The sequence below is a fragment of the Rhizobium sp. BK591 genome, assembly GCF_014195045.1.
GTDB classification, from domain to species: domain Bacteria; phylum Pseudomonadota; class Alphaproteobacteria; order Rhizobiales; family Rhizobiaceae; genus Rhizobium; species Rhizobium anhuiense.
The window spans coordinates 1,235,080-1,254,073 of record NZ_JACIAZ010000001.1; the positions used below are offsets into that span (position 1 = coordinate 1,235,080).

Consider the following 18,994-nt stretch of genomic DNA (forward strand, 5'->3'; position numbering starts at 1 on the left):
CCTGCAGGTCGTGACGGTGCGCGCTTTTGGCGGACGAGGTCTTCGCGTCCTGCTGTGACGTCGGAGCGCTGCGGGCGTCCGGCGCGCTGCTGGACGTAAAGCCCCTCACCACGCCAATCAAGGTTGCCAGGGAGACAGGCACCGTGCTCAATCTTAATCATGTCAATTCGCTCGTCCATTGGGAGGAGCGTGAGATCCATCTGCGCGATCATATGATCGCCTTCTTCTCGCAAGAGGTCCGCAGTTTTCTCAGGTCGGTCAATCCGGCCTGGGATGTCAGGAGGGTCGAGGCGCCGGCGCTGATGCCGCAGGCGCTGGTGTCGAGCGCCTATTCGAACGCCGATATCTGGGTTCAGGAACAGCTCTCCGCCAGCGATGCCGCGCTGGTCCTGCGACCGGAAACCACGCCATCGACCTACATCTACATGCAGCACATTCTCGGCAATCATTCGAAGACGCGACTGCCGCTCTGCGTTTGGCAGGCCGGCAGATCCTATCGCCGCGAGCAGGAACAGCCGACGAAACACATGCGACTGAAGGAATTCTGGCAGCTCGAATTCCAATGCGCCTTCACGGCCGACAGTGGCAACGACTATCACGCCGCCTGCCTAGAACCGGTCCGCCGCATGATCGCATCGCTGATCCATCTGCCGACGCGGATGGTGCCCTCCGACCGGCTGCCGGCCTATTCCGAGGTGACGATGGATATCGAGGTCGACAATGGCGACAAGTGGATGGAAGATCTGCTCGATCTCGCGGCGCACGGATTTTCCGCAGCGCGACCGGTCTGAGCCCAAGAAGGGAGCGGCGGTCGACCATGACGTTCTCGTGCTCGAGATCGCCATCGGCCTCGACCGTTGTATCCATAACTGGGACATAGCGGCCGATCGGTGAGGGCATTGTAAAACGAAAGCCGCCTGACACATGTTCAAGCGGCTTTCCTGTATCCGATTCAGATCAGCAAGTTCAGGTGAGCCTGCCTGCAGCGTGGGCGAGCATGGTGTAGACCTTGCCGGTGTCCGAGGTGAGGTAAGACTGCGTCACCGTGCGGTTCGGGTCGGTGCGGGCGACGTCGGCGAGCAGCTTTTCGAAATCGCCGATGTAGCGGTCGACGGCGGTGCGGAATTCCGGTTCGCGGTCGTATTTGCGTTTGATCTCGTCGAAGGTCTGCTGGCCCTTCAGCGTGTAGAGGCGACGGGTGAAGACATCGCGCTCACCGCGCTGATAACGGCGCCAGAGATCGACCGAGGCGTCGTGATCGATGGCGCGGGCGATATCGACCGAGAGCGAGTTCAAGGATTCGACGACGTGGCGCGGATTGCGGCTGTCGTTGCTACGCGCGGCCGGCGCGGCAGTTTCCGCCGGGCGGGCAGGGGCGCGGGCAGACGCCTCGTCGGCGGCCTCCTCACGCGATGCGCCGCGCAGGAGATCGCTGATCCAGCCGCCACTTTCCGGACGGGCCGGTTCCTGGCGCACCGGTTCCTGGCGTCCTGTTTCCTGGCGCCCTGATTCGGGGCGACTGGGGGCAGGCTGCGGGGCGGCGCGCTGAGGCGCGGCCGCCGGCGCAGACGGCGCGATCGTTCCACGCAGGCCCGTCGCTTCGATCGACGGGGGCGCTACCGGCTGCGGCGGCTGGGCTGCGACCGGCTGGGCAGGACGCGGAGCCGGCTGCGTCTGGGCTAGCGTGCGGGCGACGGGCTGGGAGATCTCGAGCTGCTGGCTGGAGCGGCCGACGAGCTGGGAGATATCCTGCAGAGCCTTGATCTGCTCAGCCACGGCCCGGCGCATGGCCGAGGCGCTTTCCTTGGCTTCCTCGGGAAGATCGAAGGCGCCGCGCTTCAGTTCGGCGCGGGTGGCGTCGAGCTCATTACGGATGTCGGCGGCGGAGCGGCGGATATCTTCGGTGGCGCCGGAGAAACGGCCGACGGCATCATCGATCGCCTCGCGCAGTGCTTCCCGCATGTTCTGGGCGGCGCCGTCTGAGGCGCGGCCGGCTTCGCCGAGCATGCGCTCGACTTCCGACAGCGAGGCGGTGAGACCGCCGCGAATGCGATTGGAGAGATCGCCGGAACGCCGTTCGACATTGGCGAAGGTGCCGTCGATCGTCGTATTGGCCTCGTCGCCGGCGCGGGTGATCGCCTCGCGCATCGTCTCTGCCGCTTCCTGGGCGCGCTTCTCGGTTTCGCTAAGAATGCGGCCGATATCGGCGAAGGAAGACTGCACGCCCTGGCGCAGATTGCCGGTGACCTGGTTGGAGCGTTGCTCTGCCCGCTCAAACACGGTCTCGATCATGCTGCCGAGGCCCTGCATCGTCTTTTCGATCTCGGCGGAGCGCTGGACGAGGCCGACCGAGAGGGTCTGCAGAGCGCTCTCGCGCTCCTCGAGCGTCGAGGCGAGATTGGACTGGGCAGCGCCGAGCAGCTGCGAGGCCTGGGTCAGGACCTTGGAGTGTTCGTCGAAGCGGCCGATGATGCCGCCGACCTGTGACAGCGTCTGGCCCGAAATGTCGGAGAGGCGGTCGACCTTGCCTTCAAGAAGCCTGGTCGAGGCGGAGACCATTTCAGCGGCCTTGGTGGCGGAGTCGGCAAAGCGCGCGGTGGTGTCACCGAGACGGCCGTCGACGTTGGCCAGTTGCTCGGCGGCGCGGTTCATCATCATCGCCATTGCCGCACTGCTTTCCGACATGCGCTGGACGAGGCCGTTGACGTTACCGACCAGGCTGTTCTCGATGGCGCTGACGGCGTTGGCGACATTCTCGGTGCGGGCGGCAACGGCGCTGGCGAGCGCTTCGTTTTCGGCGCGCAGACGCTCGGCGCTGAGGTTGGCCGCAGCGGTGATGCGGGCGGCAGCCTGCTCGCCGGCATCGGTGTAGCGGTCGATGATCGGGCGAGCCGTTTCGTCGAGGATGCGCGTCAATTCGACAGAGCGGCCCGCCAGCATCGAGTTGAGATCGCGGGTGCGCTCGTCGAGCGTCGAGCGGATCGAGTTGCCGCGCGCTTCGAGCGCCTTGTCAATGTCGGAGAAGGTCGTATCGATCTCGCGGGTACGTTCCTCGAGATTGGTGCGGATGGCATTGCTGCGGGCTTCCAGCGCCCGGTCGACATCCGCCATGGTGGCGGATATCTCGCTGCCGGCCCCCGACAGCGTCGAGCGGATGGCATTGCCGCGCGTCTCCAGAGACTGGCCGGCATCCGACAACACCTTGGAGATGGCATTGACCTGCGTGCCGACGATGGTCTCGGCCTCGGAGACCTTGTTGACGATGGCGTTGCCGGCTTCCGAGAAGGTCTGGGCCACGGCAGCGGCCTGGCTCGCCAGCCGGTTCTGAGCTTCGGCGACCCGGGTGACGATTTGCGACGAACGCTCATCCATGGTGCGGGTGAATTCGTCGCTTTTCGCATTGAGATCCTCGGCGAATTGCTGGCCGGTCTTGCCGAGCAGTTCGGTGGTTCTCGTCGCTTCGCCTTCCATTCCCTGAGCCGCGTCGGCAACCGCGCTGCGCAGTGTCGAGGCGAGACCGGCGGCCTTGCCTTCGATGGTGCGATTGACGGCTTCAAGGCCGACGGTCAGCGCGCGGTCCATGGTGGAGAGGCGTTCCTCGATGCGTTCATTGCCGCGGTCGAGGGTTTCGCCAAGGCTTGCGGTGCGGCCGTCGATAGCGCCCGTCAGGCTTGTGGTGCGGCTGTCCAGCGTCTCGGCCAGATTGGCGGTGCGGCTGTCGATCGCCTGGGTGAGGTTTGCGGCACTGCCTTCGAGCGTCGCGGAAATGCGCCGAGTGGCGTCGTCGCTGAGCGCACCGAGACGGGAGACGCCGTCGGCGAGCACGCCGGACAGCTGGCCGCTGGCGGCTTCGACCTTTTCGGCAACGCCGCCGACGCCGTCGCGGATGCGGGTCTCGATCGCCGCAAGACCGGCTTCCACGCGCGATCCGGTTTCTTCAAAACGGCCGGTCAGGCTTTCGACCGACCGATCGAGATGGGCGGAGAAATCCTGGGTGGAGTTCGAAATGGCGTTCGCCGCCTCCTGGAAGCGGCCGGCGATCTGGCCGGCGCCGGCATGCATGCGATCTTCCAATGTCTGGGCGCCGGCATCGATCGCCTGGCGAATCGCGGCTTCACGGTCCTCCAGCGACATTTCGAGCATGCTGACGCTCGTCGCCACCGAGGTGCCGATGCTGGTCGCCTGTTCGGTCAGCGTATCGCTGATCAGCGCATGGGCCTGGCTCAGCGACAGGTCGATGGCATTGGCGCGGTCTTCGAGCGTCGTGCGGATGCGTTCATGGGCGGAGGCGAGCCCGCCCTCGATGCGCGCTGCGGCCTCGTCGGCGAGGCCTCCGAGCCGTGTATGGGCATCGGTCAGGCGACTTTCGATGCGGCCGGTCAAGCCGCCGACGAGATCCTCGAAGCGGGCGCCGCCGGCATCGAGAGCGCCAGAGAGGGCGGCGCTATGTTCGGAAAGCGCATTTTCGAGCCGCTGCTGATTGTCGGTATAGGCGGTGCGGATCGCATCGGTCTTGTCGGCGAAGGCGCCGGCGACGCGAGCCTCGGCACCGGAGACCGCTTCCATGATGGCATTGCTGCGGGCTTCGAGCGCACTGTCGAAGCGGCTCTGGTTATCGTCGAGCGAAATGGCGAGCGCCATCGTCTTTTCGTCGAGCGTATCGGTGAGCCGGTCGTGGGTTGCGGTTACAGCGCCGATGATTGCGGCGGTGCGGTGCCCCAAGGCTTCCTCGAGGCGGGCCTGGCCTTCGGTCAGCGAGGCGGCAATGGCGGCGGCCTTTTGGTCGAGCACACCGTTCAGGCCTTGATGCGTGCCGGAGACCGCATTGGTGATCGCATCGGCGCCTGTTGTCAGCGTCTCCTCGAGACGGCTCTGGCTCTCGTTCAGCGAGATGGCAAGCGCCATCGCCCGATCGTCGAGTGTTTCCGACAGACGATCATGGGTGGCGGAGACCGCATTGAGGAAGGATTCCGAACGGCTCTCCAGCGTGTCCTGCAGGCGGCTCTGACCTTCGTTCAGGGAGGCAGCGAGCGCCGCAGACTTTTCGTCGAGCGTTTCCGAGAGACGGTCGTGCGTGCCGGACACAGCCTGGAGGAAGGCTTCGGAGCGCGCTTCCAGCGTGTCTTCGATCCGCGACTGGCTCTCATTGAGCGAGATGGCGAGCGTCATCGCCTTCTCATCCAGCGTTTCGGACAGGCGGTCATGGGTGCCGGAGACGGCGTTCAGCAAAGCTGCGGAGCGGGTTTCGAGCGTATTTTCGATACGGGCCTGGCTCTCGCTCAAGGATCTGGCGAGCGCCATCGCCTTTTCGTCGAGCGTCTCGGCAAGACGGTCGCGGGTGCCGGATACGGTGTTCAGCAGCGCTTCGGCGCGCGTTCCAAGCGCATCCTCGATGCGGGCATGGCGCTCATCGAGCGAGGTCGTCAGGGCGGCAGCCTTGCTGTCCAGCGTTTCAGAAAGCCGGTCATGGGTGCCGGACACGGCGTTCAGCAGGGCCGCCGAACGGGTTTCGAGCGTATCCTCGATGCGGGCCTGGTTTTCATTGAGCGAAATGGCGAGCGCCATCGCCTTTTCGTCGAGCGTCTCGGAGAGGCGGTCATGCGTGCCTGATACCGCTTTCACCAGCGCTTCGGAGCGGGTTTCGAGCGTATCTTCGATGCGGGCCTGGCTCTCATTCAGGGAGATGGCGAGTGCCATCGCCTTTTCGTCGAGCGTCTCGGCAAGACGGTCATGGGTGCCGGAGACGGCATTGAGGATGGCGTCGGAACGGGTTGCCAGCGCTTCCTCGAAGCGGCCGTGGTGGGTGGTCAGCGCCTCCACAAGTGCGTCGCCGCGCTCTGCCATGACGCTGTCGATGCGGCCATGGGCCGTGCCGAGCGCCTCGGTGATCTCAGCCGCACGCGCCGCAAGCACGCCGCTCAGCTCCTCGGCGCGACCGCCGAAGGCAGCCGTCACCTGTTCGGTGCCGGCGGCAACGGCGCTCGTCAGCTCAGTGGTGGTGGTGCGCAGCGTGTCGCGCAGTTCGGCCGAGCGTGTCTGAAGATTGTTCTGCAGTTCGGAGGTGCCGGATGCAAGCGCCAGCGCGATTTCGGAAGTCGCGTTCTGCAGAGACGAGGTCAGTTCGCCGGTGCGGCTGCTGAGTGCGGTGGTGATTTCCTCCGCCCGGCTGCCGAGCGTGCTTTCCAGCATCTCATGGCCGGTGGCGAGCGCGGTGGCGAGCGCCAGCGACTGGTCTGTTATCGACGAACCAAGCCGGTCGATACCGGAACTCAGGATGCCGTCGATTGAATCCGAGCCGCCGGTCAGCGTCTCGTTGATACGGGCGAGGCTTTCCATCAGCTTGGTGTCGAGCGAGCCGGTGCGTTTGTCGAAGGCGCTGGTGAATTCTGCGACGCGCTCGTCGAAGGCGGTGGACAACTGGGCAACGGTCGTCTGCAGCCGTTCCTCGAAGAAACCGGAGCGTACGTCGAGATCCATGACGGCGTCGTCGGCGGTGGTCTGCAGGCTCTGGCGGAAGCTTGCGCCCTTTTCGTCGAGGGCGCTGTTCAGCTTCGACAGAACGTCATCGAGCGTGCCGCCAATGGTGCGTTCGCCCGATGTCAGGCTCTCGTTGATCTCGCGGGTGCGGGCGATCAGGATCTCGTTGAGCTGGTGCGTGCGTTCGTTCAGCGCCGCATTCAGCTTCTCGGTGCTGCTGTCCATGGTCGAGGCGCGCGTCTCGAACTGGCTGAGCAGCCTTTCGCCATGGTCATTGAGATTGACGGAGAGCGCTTCGAGGCGATTGTCGAATTCGGTGGCGAGCGCAAAACCCGATGCGTTCAGTGTCTGCAGCAGGGTATCGGTCTTGGCGGCAAGCAGGCTGCCCATCGACTGCAGGGCGCTGTCCGACTTTTCCAGGATCGTCGCGGCGCGCGTATCGATCAGCGAAGCGAAGGCTTCGCCCGATGTGGCAAGCCGCACCGCGATCTCTTCGGTCGCAAGCGACAGCTCTTCCTTCAACTGGTCGTGGACGCTGCCAATCGAGGTACGGATGCGATCGGCATGATTGACGATCGCCTCGCGCTCGGAGCCGAGTTCGTGGACGAGGCCACGGACGCGCAACTCGTTGTCGGCATAGGAGCGTTCAAGGGCATTGACTTCGGAATGGACGAGCGTTTCCAGTTCGGACGCACGTGCGATCGTGCGCTCGATGCCTTCATTCATGGCCGAGACTTCACGGCGCACGGCCTGGCCGACGGTCATGATGCGCTCGGAGGCAATGGTTTCCGGCTCGGCCAGGCGCAATGCCACCTCTGCCATGGAGCGGGCGGCGTTGCGCATGTCCTGGGCGCGCGCGATCATGATGGCGAAGGCATAGAACATCATTACGGGAATGATGATGCCGACGAGGCCGGCGATGACGCCGGGCAGGGCGACGAGATCGGCGATAGAACGGATCTGCCAGATCTGCGGAGCATAAAGCAGCGACATCAGGCCGAGGCCGGCCATGACCCAAAGCACGGAGAACAGCGTGGCGGTGCGCACCGCCGAGCGGCTGGAGGCGCCGTCGAAGGATTTCAGGATCGAGGCAGGCGTGTTGCGGCTGGCATCGTTGGCGGGCGCGAAGGCCGGCCCCCTGGAAGCCTGCTCGCCGGCGGCACCGCGGCGGCTGCGCCGCTGCGCCTCTTCCTGGGCCTGCTGGTTACGCGCATTTACTGGATCAGACACATTAGCCTCCGGGGCCTGGGGCGCGTCGCCGCGGCGAGACGGTACGTTATCCTTGCTGAAGTCGATCTGGAGGGCCTCGTCCAATGCCTTGAACGCCTTGTCCTCAATCGACTCGTTATATTTGTTGTTCGCCATTCGGGTATGCCTCGTTACTGTCAGCCGGCCCAACCGCGCATCCCGGGCTTCCGCCTCACCCGGGGACAACTTTGCCGTTCCAGCCTTCCATCCCAACGACGGACGGATAAGCATGTCATTTCAGAGTAGATAGCCGCTTTTTCAAACGGAAGGTATCAAAACACTACCATTATCCACTCGCTCGGCAAAGGCGCGTACCATAAACCCGCTCCACCAGTATCGTAGTGACACATCTGGGCTCTTCACACAATTAATGAAGGCTTGAGATTTGCGGTTCGTTAACCCGTTGTTAACATCTTTGAATCCTGGGCAGCGCTTAAAAACCAATAATTTAGGGATATTTAACGGACGTTAACCATATGGCGAGATTTCCGCCCTGAATGTGCCGGAATTTAACGGGATGGCCACCCTCCTGACGCAGAACTGTTGCAACTGCGGACGACAGGGACGGGAGAATTGGCAATGGCAGCCCAGATGGCGGCATTGAACATCGTATTCGAGGCGCCGGATAATGCAAAGGGACCCTGTCCCTCGAAGGTCCGGCCGATCGACCTGGTCCATCTCGCAAAGCAGACGATGGGCGACAAGGCGCTGGAAATCGAAGTCCTTCAAATGTTTGCGCGCCAGGCCCGCGCATGCCTCCAGGATATTGCGAGCGGCGAAACCATCCGTATCGGCGCAGCCGCGCACCGGCTGAAGGGCGCGGCAAGCTCGGTCGGCGCATTCCGGGTGTCGCAGACGGCCGAAGCCGTCGAGGAAACCGGCGGCGATGCCGGCGCGACCGCAGCGCTCGGGGCCGCCGTCATCGATGCGGAGAATTTCATCCTGAAGCTCTGCCGCGGCTGATCTCCAAGTCGTTGGTTGATGCATATCATTGTCCCAAAACCGCCGCACAGTTTTGGGCGACATGCATTGAATCCCCTCCGAACGAAGACCCGTTGTTCCATTGCGGAACCGCGGGTCTTTTTGCGACGTCCCGAATGACGCTTTGAAGACGGCGGGCGAAGGCACGATCTGCGAGGCTATGGCGGATTTCCCCAATGTTGACTGTCGCGTCGAATTGTCGGAAGAAAAATCCGCCCACCCACCTGAAGACCGGAAATAGTCCCGATGCCAAAACTTACCATCGTCGCCTTCGACGGCACGCGCTTCGACCTCGACGTCGACCAAGGCTCCACCGTCATGGAGAACGCCGTGCGCAATTCGGTGCCCGGCATCGAGGCCGAATGCGGCGGCGCCTGCGCCTGCGCGACCTGTCATGTCTATGTCGATGAGGAGTGGACGGAGAAGGTCGGTCAGCCGGAAGCGATGGAAGAGGATATGCTCGACTTCGCCTTCGACGTGCGCCCGACTTCGCGGCTGTCCTGTCAGATCCGAATGAAGGCCATCTATGACGGGCTCGTGGTGCACGTGCCGGAACGCCAGGCCTGAAGCACATCCGCTTCAAACGTCGCCGAAACATCCGATATCAAAAAAGACGCCTCGCGCGCTGGAGCGAGCGAGGCGAGGCGGGCGCATTACCTTCGGATGAGGGAGGAACATCCGAGGCTTCGGAACGCGCCAGGAGAACCCAGCGATGAAAGTGCAGGTGCCGTACTTGATGTCGTACCTGGACTTTCGAATGTGTTCATATTAACGCGTTCCGGTTGAGTCTGCCAGGATGAAAAATGACCATTCAATCGCTGGGGAGAGCGCAAGTTTCGCACAAGTTTCGTTGTGCAGCTAAGGTTTCCTGCTCGCAAGCTGATTGAAAAAGCCCTATTTTGCGCCGGTTCGACCGTTGATTCGATTATTCAGCAATCTCAGCATGCGCTTCTGGAAGTTGACCGCTTCGACCCTGTCGAATCGCGCCTGCTGCCGATCGTGCTCCTCTATACCGCGTGCTGATTCGTCGGAGACGAGTTCCTGCATAGCTTCGCAGCTGCGCTGCTGCGGCAGCGCGCGAATGGCGCGCTCCATGGCGCGGGCCTGATCGCGGGCGATCTCGGCATGGCGCTCCTCATGGCGTTTGATATCGCTCGACAGGGCGTCCCAGATCATCGACAGCTCCTTGCTGGCACCCTTGCGGCTGCTCCAGCGCGGCAGGATGATCTGGGTGTGGACCGTGACCTTGACGTTGCCGACGCGGCAGCGCCCGTTATCCTGGATATAGGTTGCCTCGCCGCCGAAGCGGATCTTCGTGGCGCCGGGATGGCGCGCCGAGGAGCCGCTCGCCGTCGGGCCGCGCCGGCTGAGTTCGCGGTCGAGCTCATCCGCGGTTTTGCCGCGAATGTCGAAATAGGAATAGCTTTTCGATGCGATCACTTCGGCTGCCACGGGGCTGCAGAGGGAAAGAGCAATGGAAAAGGCGATAGGGAAGACCATATAACGCACTGCAAGCGGCATTCTGAACGCAACCCGTGTTGAAATCGACCGGAGCTTGGGGCATAGCCACCACAAGCGCAATATCGGATGGCGCTTTTTTCGTCATCAATGGGATAAGTCTGGTGACAGGGCTCGAAGGCAGCATATGGCGTGTCGGCCATGGCCGGGAGATCGAACTTGGCCGTCGTTCGACGATCATGGCGATCATCAACGTGACGCCGGACTCCTTTTCCGACGGCGGACGTTTTGAAACCGTCGATGCCGCGGTCGAACAGGCGCTGCGGGCGGTGAGCGAGGGTGCCGGCATTGTCGACATCGGCGGCGAATCGACCCGGCCGAACGCAGCAGCCGTCAGTCCTTCCGAGGAGCAGGCGCGCGTATTGCCCGTCATCGAGGCATTGCGCGGGCGCACCCAGGCGCTGATCTCCATCGACACCTATCGCGCCGAGACGGCGCGGCTTGCCATCAGCGCCGGCGCCCATATCGTCAATGACGTCTTCGGGCTGCAGAAGGAGCCCGATATCGCCAATATTGCCGCAGTGACCGGAGCCGGGCTGTGCATCATGCATACCGGCCGCGACAGGGTAAAACTGACCGACGTGATTGCCGATCAGGTGCATTTCCTCGAACGCTCGCTTGCGATCGCCGCTGCATCCGGCGTCAACGGCGACCGGATCGTGCTCGATCCGGGCTTCGGCTTCGCCAAGGAGACGGCGGAGGAAAACCTGGAGCTGATGGCGCGGTTTTCCGAACTTTCCCGCTTCGGCCTGCCGCTGCTCGCCGGCACGTCGCGCAAACGCTTCCTCGGTGCGGTGACGGGGCGTGAGGCGGCAGACAGGGATGTGGCGACGGCTGCATCGAGCGCGCTGCTCAGGCTTCAAGGGGCTGCGGTTTTCCGCGTGCACAATGTCGCAATCAACAGGGATGCGCTTGATATCGCCGATGCTATGCTGAATGCACGCCAGGAATTCGAGAGGAAGCGGCCGACATGACCACCTACACGATCACGCTGCAGAACTGCGCCTTCTTTGCGCGCCACGGCGTGCATGACGAGGAGGAATTCCTCGGCCAACGTTTCTTCGTCGATGCCGAGCTCGATGTCGTCGCCGGCGAGGCGCTGGAAAGCGATTCGATCAACGATACCGTCAATTACGGCATTGCCTTCACCGTGATCGAGCAGATCGTCACCGGCAAGCGGCGCTACCTCATCGAGGCGCTGGCGCTCGATATCGCCAAGGGGCTCTGCGAGACATTCCCGCAAATCCGGCGGGCGAAAATCACGGTGCGCAAGCCGAACGCGCCGGTGCCGGGCGTACTCGATTTCGTGCAGGTGAGCGTTGAGCATTTTGCCTGAGGCCGCATTGCAATCCGCCACACTCGGTCTCGGCGGCAATATCGGCGATCCGGTGAAGGCGATGGCGGGCGCGCTGCAAAGGCTGGACGGACGCGACGACTGCCAGGTGACGGCGGTCTCGCGGCTCTATCGCACGCCGCCCTGGGGCAAGACGGATCAATCCTTCTTCTTCAATGCCTGCGCCGCAGTTGAGACCCGGCTGGAGCCCGAGGCTTTGCTCGATGTCTGCCTGTCGATCGAACGGGAGATGAAACGCGAGCGCATCGAGCGCTGGGGGCCGCGCACGCTCGATATCGACGTGCTGACCTATGGCGACGTCATCCAGGACGCACGGCGGCTGGAACTGCCGCATCCGCGCATGACCGATCGCGGTTTCGTGCTGATGCCGCTCGCCGATATCGCGCCGGGCCTTCTCGTCAGGGGCAGGGCGGTCAGTGACTGGCTTGATGATGCCGAGGTGACGGGCATCGAGATTGCGGACGAGAGCCGCGACTGGTGGCGGAGCGCCTGAAGCAGAGACGCTGAAACGGAAAACGGCGGGAAACCCCGCCGCTTCAGGAAAATCCGCTGCGCGGTTTCTCTACTGGATCGAGCCGACGGCCATCTCGTCGACCTGGCGGGTCAGCGTCAGGCCGATCACCGGGATCATCTGGCTTTCGACCTTGACCGAAACGGTGACGTTCATCGTCTTGTCGTCACGCACGCGGGCGATCATCGCACCGTTCAGCTTGGCGCGGTTGATGCCGACGACGACGGTATCCTCGGAGACGGCGCCGGAGACGACGTCAAGGCCCTTGCCGGCGGCGCCGTCCAGGAACTTGCCCTTGTAGGTCGAGCCCGACTGCGAGATGACGGCAGTCATCGGCTGTTTGAAGACGCCAACGCGGCAGGTGCCGTCGAGCTTGATGCCGGCGCTGCTGTCGCCTGTGGGTTCGCCGATCAGGTTGCAGGTGAATTTCGTGCCCTTGTACTTGCCGGCGACGATTTCGCCGGGGCCTTTCCAGGAGCCGGCGACCGAATCGAAGAAGGCCTTGTCACGGGTTGCAGCAGTGGCTGCCGGAGCGACATCTGCGACGGGAGACAATGCCGCGGCGGCCAGGCCGCATACGATGAGAAACTTGCGCGAATACATGGATTTTCCTTGGCAAACACCACTCACGAACTGGGTGCAAGTTTTGCCGAAGAATGGTTAATCCTTCCTTTCAATTGTGCCGAAATGCGCGGAAAGACAGGAATTTCAGGCGCCGGAGATTTTAAAATACTGTCGCTAGAGCTCTGAATTCACTGAAATTTCTTCAACGTTACGCAAGGGGAGGCGAAAGACGCGGAATCGCTGTGTCGCTCAAGGATTGTTGCCGCGCGGCGACATGGACGGGGTGAGATCGCCGATGAAATCACCGATTCCCGGCCGCTTCAGGGCCCGGAAGGCAAGCGGACGGCAGAGATCCATGGCCGCGATTCCGATGCGGGCGGTCATCAGGCCGTTGATCACACCCTCTCCCAGTCGGGCCGAGAGCCTGGAGGCCAGCCCGTGACCGAGCACCTGCTGGACGAGGCTGTCGCCGACGGCGATCGAGCCGGTGACGGCCAGATGCGCCAGCACGTCGCGCAGCAGGCGGAACATGCCCAGCGTGCCGGGCCGGCCGCCGTAAAGTTCGGCCATGGCGCGAATGAGGCGCACGGCCTCATAGAGCACGTAGAGCAGGTCGACCACGGCACGCGGGCTGACGGCGGTGACGATCGAGACGCGCTTGGAGGCATTGACGATCAGCGCGCGGGCCTTGCGGTCGAGGGGAGCAAGCAGTTCGCGTTCGGCGAGCGCAATCAGATGCGGGGGGTCGATGACCTCGCCCTCGGTCGCTTTCAGCGTTGCGCGGCCCTTCGATGTCTCGGGATTGGCGGAAAGCAGGGTGGTGAGGCGCGCCACGACGGCGCGCGCCTTCGCCGGCCGGGTTTCGAGAATCGCGGCGTCTGCTTCGGCCTTGATCGCCTGGACGGCAGCAAGACGCATCATGCCCACAGTTTCGCGGACGACCAGGGCAAGCACGGCGAGGATGCCGACGGCGAGCACGGCAAGGGCTGCATAACCCAGCCAGTCGGCGCGAGTGAAGAGATCGCGGATCAGGCTGTCGGTCCAGAGGCCAATGGCGAGAGACAGCAGGATGCCGAAGGCGCCGGCGGCAATCTTGCCGAAGGAGGTTCGACGTTTCCGCGGCGTGGCAACCGGAACTGCGCTCAGATCCTTGTCGGGATTGAGGAAGGGATCGTCCTCATCGGGCGTCACGATGATATGTTCGGAGAAACTTTCCGGCTTGCGCCGTTGCTCTGCCTGCCTGCCGTTGTCTCGCGGCTGGGTGACCTCGTCCTCATAGGTGAAGGCGGCGGGTGCGCGGCGCGGCGGATCGGACGGGGGCTTGCTCATGCGAGACGGTCTCCGAACAGGAACTGCATGGCGCGGTCGAGGCGGATATGCGGCACCGACAGCTTGATGCCGCCGCCGGTTTCCTCAAGCTGCGGCGGGCGGAACCTGACGACGTTGACATCGTGCAGCTGCAGGCCTGTTACACCCGAGGCAATGCGGTCGAACAGGCTTTCCGGATCCTCCGGCAGGTCGCCGGGGAAGATCGCGGTCTTTCTCTGGCCGTCGAAGCGTTCGCCGGCAAGGGTTTCGCCGTCCATCGGCGTGCCGACGATGACAGGCAGCTCGTGGCCATCGCGCTTGACGGTCGCCTCGCGAGTGGCGCGGACGGAGGCAAGCGCCATGACGTCGATGCCGGCCCCCGCCATGCCGATGCGGTCGATGGCGCGATCCACCAGGCGGCGGGTCAGCGCATCAAGCCGGTCATGGCTTTCATGGTGGAGGTGATCGGCCTTGGTGGCGGCGACCAGCACGCGGTCGATGCGGCGTCCAAGCAGGGAGGAGAGCAGCGAATTGGTGCCGGGGCGGAAACAGGCGAGCACATCGGTCAGCGCGCGTTCCAGATCCTGTACGGCTTCGGGGCCGCGGTTCATCGCCTGCAGCGCATCGACCAGCACGATCTGGCGGTCGAGGCGGGCGAAATGCTCACGGAAGAAGGGTTTGACGACGACCGATTTGTAGGCCTCGTAGCGCCGCTCCATCATCGTCCACAGCGAGCCGCGCCCAGGACGTCCGTCCGACGGCAGCGCCAACGGCGCGAAGGTCAATGCTGGCGACCCATCCAGATCGCCGGGCAAGAGCAGGCGGCCGGGCGGCAGGGTGGAGAGCGAGCGTTCATCGGCCTTGCAGGCCTTGAGATAATCGGCGAAGGCGGTGGCGAGGTCGCGGGCGATCATCTCGTCGGCGCCGGCGTGGATATCGGCGGCGCGCGTCAGAGCCAGCCACTCACGCGACAGCTCCGAGCGGACGCCGGTTTCGGCGAGCGCGATGGTTTCCTCGCTGAAGGTGCGGTAATCCTTGCCGAGCAGCGGCAGGTCGAGCAGCCATTCGCCGGGATAATCGACGATATCGATCGACAGGCGGCCGGGGGAAAACAGCCGGTTCCAGCCGCTGGCGCTCTGGTAATCCAGCGTGATGCGCAGTTCCGATATGGCGCGGGTCGAATCCGGCCAGATGCGGTCCTTCACCAGCGCACGGATATGGTCCTCGTACTGGAAGCGCGGCACGGCATCGTCGGGCTGCGGCTCCAGCCGCACCGCCGAGACCCGGCCGGATTGCACCGGCTCGAACAGCGGCAGGCGGCCGCCATGCAGGAGATTGTGGACCAGCGAGGAGATGAAGACCGTCTTACCGGAGCGGGAGAGGCCGGTGACGCCGAGCCGCACGGTCGGATTGACGAGGCCGCTCGCCCGGTCGGCGAGATTGTCGAAGGCGATGCGGGCGTCATCGGCAAAGGATGTCAGGCGTGGCGGCAAGGCGCGATTCCGGTTGGTGACTGCCCCGCAATATAGGGAGGGCGCGCCGCCCGCAAAAGAAGAGCGGCGTGAAAGACTTCAGACGACCACGAAATCGGTGAGGCGCCAGACAGAGGCCGAAGCGTCAAAATCGACGACGGCAAGGCCTGCGGTTGGGAAGCCGCCGGGAAGGGCGCTTACCATCGCGTCATGGCCGATCAACGTCTCCAGCGCCTGCTCCATGGTCGGATTGTGGCCGACCAGCATGACGGCCGCCTCATCCTGTGCATCGACGATCTCGAGATAGGTATCGACCGTGGCGTTGTAGAGCGCATCGACATAACGCACCTCGAGCGCGACGCCCATCGCCCGGTGGACGGCGCCTGACGTGTCACGGCAACGCAGCGCTGTCGAACTGATCAGGAGATCGGGACGATAACCCTTGTCGGCGGCCTTGTCGGCGATGATCTCGGCATCGCCAAAGCCCTTTTCGCTCAGCGGCCGGTCGAAATCGCGCTGTCCGGGTTCGGCCCAGCTGGCCTCGGCATGACGCAGGAGATAGATGCGGTTGGGCGGAGGCAGCGGTACGGTCATGGGCAAATCCAGGATCGGGCGGGGTCTTTTCAGTAGCGGTTGCGATTGGCCGCCGTCAATCGCCAGCCATGTCGCAACTGCCCGAAACGTGGCCGATAACACGGCGTTTTGAAGGCGAAGCAAAAAACGGCAATCGGAATAACCATGACAAAATAGATCGTTAGCCGAAAATTGTAACAGATTTAAAAATCTGTTTACCTGTCGTATTTGGCTTGAATCGCGACTAGCGCTTGGGATATACACCCGGCCAGATGAGATGTTCTTCAGGAGAATCGCGTTGAGTGAGAAGATCGATCTTAGCAATTACGTTCCCTCGGAAGAGGAAGAGTTCATGAACGTAAACCAGCGTGCCTACTTCAGGGCCAAGCTGGTTGCATGGAGAAACGATATCCTTAGAGAAGCGCGCGAGACGCTCGACCATCTGGCCGAGGAAAGCGCAAACCATCCCGACCTCGCCGACCGGGCGTCGTCGGAAACGGACCGGGCGATCGAACTTCGCGCCCGTGACAGACAGAGAAAGCTGATTTCGAAGATCGACGCGGCACTGCAGCGCATCGAAGACGGTACCTACGGCTATTGCGAGGAAACCGGCGAACCGATCGGCCTGAAACGTCTCGACGCCCGCCCGATCGCGACACTGTCGATCGAGGCGCAGGAGCGTCACGAACGTCGCGAAAAAGTCTATCGCGACGAATAAGAGTTTTCATGCAGGCATGAGAGCAGAACAGGCGCCGCGATCCCGATCGCGGCGCCTTTTTCGATAGTCACGAAGGCCCGAGATCGAGCCTCCGCGACGGAGTTCCACTATTATAGCGGATCTCCTGCTGCCAGAGCTTTCCAAGATTGCTCTCGGTCGGCCTCCATGGCGAGGTCAATCACGACAAGGGTGCCATTCCTGATCCGCCGCCGCATGACGCCTGCTCGGTCAGGATCTGTCCGAACCATGCCTTGATCATGCAGAGCCTGCAGCCGCGAGCGTGACACTTTCAGTTCGGAGCCCAGCAGACGGTCGAGGCGTGTGCTCGTTGGAAACGGGACCATCAGTTCGATTGCCAATCTCGTCCAATTCGCCGTGTCGCTCTGCATCTCTTTTTTGATGTCAAATTCGGCAAACTCGTCCACACGCCGTGACTTCTGCCGGAGAGCATCGAGGTTGAAGGTTTCTGCCCGGATCCAGCCGGGATCGTTGGATTGCAACGCGTCAAGGACTTGAGGATCGATGTCGCGAACATTGCGGCGCTCGAGGATTGGCCGGTTCCATGTTCTTTCACAGGTCAGGCATTTGTAGATAAGCTAGGCGTCGAGCTTGCGACCGTTGGCGTTGAGCCGGATCTTGCCGCTGGGTTGGAAAGCTCTGAGGCCCCCGCATCCGCCGCAGGCCAACCAGGGCTGGGGAGCTGTCTTGGGAATAATGGTCCATCGGACCCGAAGCGTATTGCACATACCGTCTTGGTCTTCCGTTCGGAAGTCCACCAAGATGGTGCATGAGAAAACCCTTGCGGGCGCGGTGTGGCGATGTTGTGGGCGGCTGAAGAGCTGAGACAGCGGAGCTGCACATGGCACATTGTAACAATGCCAAACCGGTCTCTCGCCACCACCCGATGAACATGTTCGTATGCCGCCAGCGTGTCGCTTTGCGGCAGTACGGGTGAAACTGGAGTGAGACCGGTATTTACTTAGGCAAAGTGTTACCTCGAATGCACCAAAGCTCTTCGACTTCAGAGATAACAAATGATCGGCATCAAGGGGAGCCCCCGAGCCGTACGCGAACTGAAAGCCGCAGCATTGCGGCTTTTATGCAACTTGGTGATGAAGGCCGGCGTGTCTGCCCTCATTTGTCGCGATTGACGCTCATCTCGCCGAAGATGCGGGCGACTTCCTTCTGCAGTTCCGTATCGGCTCCGGTGATGGGAGCTAGCTCGGGATCGCGGCGCGGCAGGTTGCCCGGCTGCGGCGCGGCTTGGCGGGGTTCCTGGTTTGCCGGCGCCGGCACGATGCGCTCGGCCGTCAGATTGCTCGACATCTCCTCTTCCAGCACGCGCTGGAAATCATGACGGATCGCCGCTGCCGACTGCGCAGCCGCATCGTCCTCGGCCGTAACAGGCGCGGCGCGTGCTGCCGCCGGCACGTGCTGGACAGGCGGGGCGGAGACCTCCGGTTCGATGCGCTGCTGCGGCAGCACGCGCTGGCGGGCGGCATCGAGAATCTCGGCTGCACTCGCGGTATCATGGAACTGTGCGGGCTGCGCGGCTGGGGGAACGGCGGGACGCTCCGGCGGGCGCGACTGGGGCGGAGCGGCGCGCAGAGGATTGTCGCGTTCGGCCGACAGTGGAGCTGTCACCGGCTCTGCCGGAAGCGGGCTCGTGACCACCGGCGGCGCAACGGCCGGCGGGGCCGATGTTTGAGCCGATGATTCCGGGCGCGAGCGCGGCTCTGGCGGGACCGGCGAGGAGAAAGAGGGCTCGGCGGCCGGCTCGACACGGGCAGCGACCGGCGGGCGCGGCGGAGCGACCGGCGGCGTTTCCGGCCGCGCGACGGGTATCGGGCGCTGCTCGATGGGCTGCGGGCGGTTGACGCTTTCCGGTTGTTCGGTTGCCGCGGCGGGCAGGATGCGGCTTTCGATGACGATATCGCTCGGGCCGCCGATCATGATCAGGTGCTCGACGTCGTCGCGGCGCACCAGCACCAGCCGGCGGCGGGCATCGACGGCAGCGGCATCCAGCACCTGCAGGCGGGGCTGGCGGTTGCGGCCGCCGCGCACGAAAGGCGAGGGCGCCCGGCTGCGGATCACCCAGAGCACGAGGATGAGCAGGAGAAGCGCCAGACCGACGCCACCGGCTGCAAGCAGGAAACGACTGCCATAAGCTCCGACAACATCATCCAACATAGTCACTTACTCCATTTCGCATTTCGGCACATATTGACGACTTTTCCGTTCCTTAGGCAAGGGCCGCCCATGCTGTCCAG

13 protein-coding genes and 2 pseudogenes are annotated in these 18,994 nt (G+C 63.5%); 7 read left to right on the forward strand and 8 right to left on the reverse strand.

All coding sequences use genetic code 11. The annotated features are described in order from the left end of the window. Window positions 1-143 precede the first annotated feature (143 nt). Window positions 144-894 (forward strand): annotated as a pseudogene (locus FHX10_RS05975) (aminoacyl--tRNA ligase-related protein). Between the two features lie 72 nt (window positions 895-966). Here the strand turns inward: FHX10_RS05975 and FHX10_RS05980 are convergent. Then, complete coding sequence (locus FHX10_RS05980) at window positions 967-7,842, reverse strand: hypothetical protein (protein WP_097622379.1); 6,876 nt, start codon at window positions 7,840-7,842, stop codon at window positions 967-969. Window positions 7,843-8,304: 462 nt separating this feature from the next. Between FHX10_RS05980 and FHX10_RS05985 the strand changes: the two genes are divergently transcribed. Both FHX10_RS05985 and FHX10_RS05990 read left to right on the forward strand, forming a co-directional pair. Next, entirely contained in the window at window positions 8,305-8,688 is a 384-nt protein-coding gene (locus tag FHX10_RS05985) for an Hpt domain-containing protein (protein WP_080759826.1), read from the forward strand. Window positions 8,689-8,952: 264 nt separating this feature from the next. Continuing rightward, window positions 8,953-9,273 (forward strand): 2Fe-2S iron-sulfur cluster-binding protein, encoded by a 321-nt coding sequence (locus FHX10_RS05990; RefSeq protein WP_047610054.1) that lies wholly within the window; start codon window positions 8,953-8,955, stop codon window positions 9,271-9,273. A 327-nt stretch (window positions 9,274-9,600) separates the two neighbouring features. Here FHX10_RS05990 and FHX10_RS05995 read toward each other — a convergent pair whose 3' ends face one another. Continuing rightward, the gene (locus FHX10_RS05995) at window positions 9,601-10,227 is read right to left on the reverse strand and encodes a DUF922 domain-containing Zn-dependent protease (protein WP_047610052.1); all 627 of its coding nucleotides are present in this window, start codon (window positions 10,225-10,227) and stop codon (window positions 9,601-9,603) included. A gap of 101 nt (window positions 10,228-10,328) precedes the next feature. On the opposite strand from FHX10_RS05995, the gene folP reads away from it, so the two are divergent. Genes folP through folK form a run of 3 tightly spaced genes read left to right on the forward strand, consistent with a single transcriptional unit; the run spans window position 10,329 to window position 12,071 of the window. Beyond that, on the forward strand, window positions 10,329-11,198 hold the full coding sequence (gene folP, locus FHX10_RS06000; protein ID WP_097622380.1) for a dihydropteroate synthase: 870 nt from the start codon (window positions 10,329-10,331) through the stop codon (window positions 11,196-11,198). Beyond that, on the forward strand, window positions 11,195-11,560 hold the full coding sequence (gene folB, locus FHX10_RS06005; protein WP_027667693.1) for a dihydroneopterin aldolase: 366 nt from the start codon (window positions 11,195-11,197) through the stop codon (window positions 11,558-11,560). The genes folP and folB overlap by 4 nt, the downstream gene beginning before the upstream one ends. Then, complete coding sequence (gene folK, locus FHX10_RS06010) at window positions 11,553-12,071, forward strand: 2-amino-4-hydroxy-6-hydroxymethyldihydropteridine diphosphokinase (RefSeq protein WP_174824478.1); 519 nt, start codon at window positions 11,553-11,555, stop codon at window positions 12,069-12,071. The genes folB and folK overlap by 8 nt, the downstream gene beginning before the upstream one ends. Before the next feature lie 69 nt (window positions 12,072-12,140). Here folK and FHX10_RS06015 read toward each other — a convergent pair whose 3' ends face one another. From FHX10_RS06015 to FHX10_RS06030, 4 genes are all read right to left on the reverse strand, one after another. Next, the gene (locus FHX10_RS06015; RefSeq protein ID WP_027667695.1) at window positions 12,141-12,692 is read right to left on the reverse strand and encodes a hypothetical protein; all 552 of its coding nucleotides are present in this window, start codon (window positions 12,690-12,692) and stop codon (window positions 12,141-12,143) included. Window positions 12,693-12,902: 210 nt separating this feature from the next. After that, entirely contained in the window at window positions 12,903-13,982 is a 1,080-nt protein-coding gene (locus FHX10_RS06020) for a YcjF family protein (protein ID WP_047613949.1), read from the reverse strand. Beyond that, window positions 13,979-15,454, reverse strand: coding sequence for a YcjX family protein (locus tag FHX10_RS06025; RefSeq protein ID WP_127430915.1), 1,476 nt, complete (start codon window positions 15,452-15,454; stop codon window positions 13,979-13,981). The genes FHX10_RS06020 and FHX10_RS06025 overlap by 4 nt, the downstream gene beginning before the upstream one ends. A 78-nt stretch (window positions 15,455-15,532) precedes the next feature. Beyond that, window positions 15,533-16,027, reverse strand: a complete 495-nt coding sequence (locus FHX10_RS06030; protein WP_047610040.1) for a SixA phosphatase family protein — start codon at window positions 16,025-16,027, stop codon at window positions 15,533-15,535. 277 nt (window positions 16,028-16,304) lie between these two features. On the opposite strand from FHX10_RS06030, the gene dksA reads away from it, so the two are divergent. Next, window positions 16,305-16,724: an RNA polymerase-binding protein DksA gene (gene dksA / locus FHX10_RS06035; protein ID WP_017964517.1), complete on the forward strand. Its 420-nt coding sequence runs from the start codon at window positions 16,305-16,307 to the stop codon at window positions 16,722-16,724. Between the two features lie 110 nt (window positions 16,725-16,834). Here the strand turns inward: dksA and FHX10_RS06040 are convergent. Both FHX10_RS06040 and FHX10_RS06045 read right to left on the reverse strand, forming a co-directional pair. Next, window positions 16,835-17,470, reverse strand: a pseudogene (locus FHX10_RS06040) (DUF1062 domain-containing protein). Between the two features lie 388 nt (window positions 17,471-17,858). Continuing rightward, window positions 17,859-18,920: a flagellar biosynthetic protein FliO gene (locus tag FHX10_RS06045; protein ID WP_097543653.1), complete on the reverse strand. Its 1,062-nt coding sequence runs from the start codon at window positions 18,918-18,920 to the stop codon at window positions 17,859-17,861. Window positions 18,921-18,994 lie beyond the last annotated feature (74 nt).

Excerpts from the sequence above, each read along its gene's own strand:
- FHX10_RS05980 (WP_097622379.1), bottom strand. The coding sequence starts at position 7,842 with ATGGCGAACAACAAATATAACGAGTCGATTGAGGACAAGGCGTTCAAG.
- FHX10_RS05985 (WP_080759826.1), top strand. The coding sequence starts at position 8,305 with ATGGCAGCCCAGATGGCGGCATTGAACATCGTATTCGAGGCGCCGGAT.
- FHX10_RS05990 (WP_047610054.1), top strand. The coding sequence starts at position 8,953 with ATGCCAAAACTTACCATCGTCGCCTTCGACGGCACGCGCTTCGACCTC.
- FHX10_RS05995 (WP_047610052.1), bottom strand. The coding sequence starts at position 10,227 with ATGCCGCTTGCAGTGCGTTATATGGTCTTCCCTATCGCCTTTTCCATT.
- folB (WP_027667693.1), top strand. The coding sequence starts at position 11,195 with ATGACCACCTACACGATCACGCTGCAGAACTGCGCCTTCTTTGCGCGC.
- FHX10_RS06015 (WP_027667695.1), bottom strand. The coding sequence starts at position 12,692 with ATGTATTCGCGCAAGTTTCTCATCGTATGCGGCCTGGCCGCCGCGGCA.
- FHX10_RS06020 (WP_047613949.1), bottom strand. The coding sequence starts at position 13,982 with ATGAGCAAGCCCCCGTCCGATCCGCCGCGCCGCGCACCCGCCGCCTTC.
- FHX10_RS06030 (WP_047610040.1), bottom strand. The coding sequence starts at position 16,027 with ATGACCGTACCGCTGCCTCCGCCCAACCGCATCTATCTCCTGCGTCAT.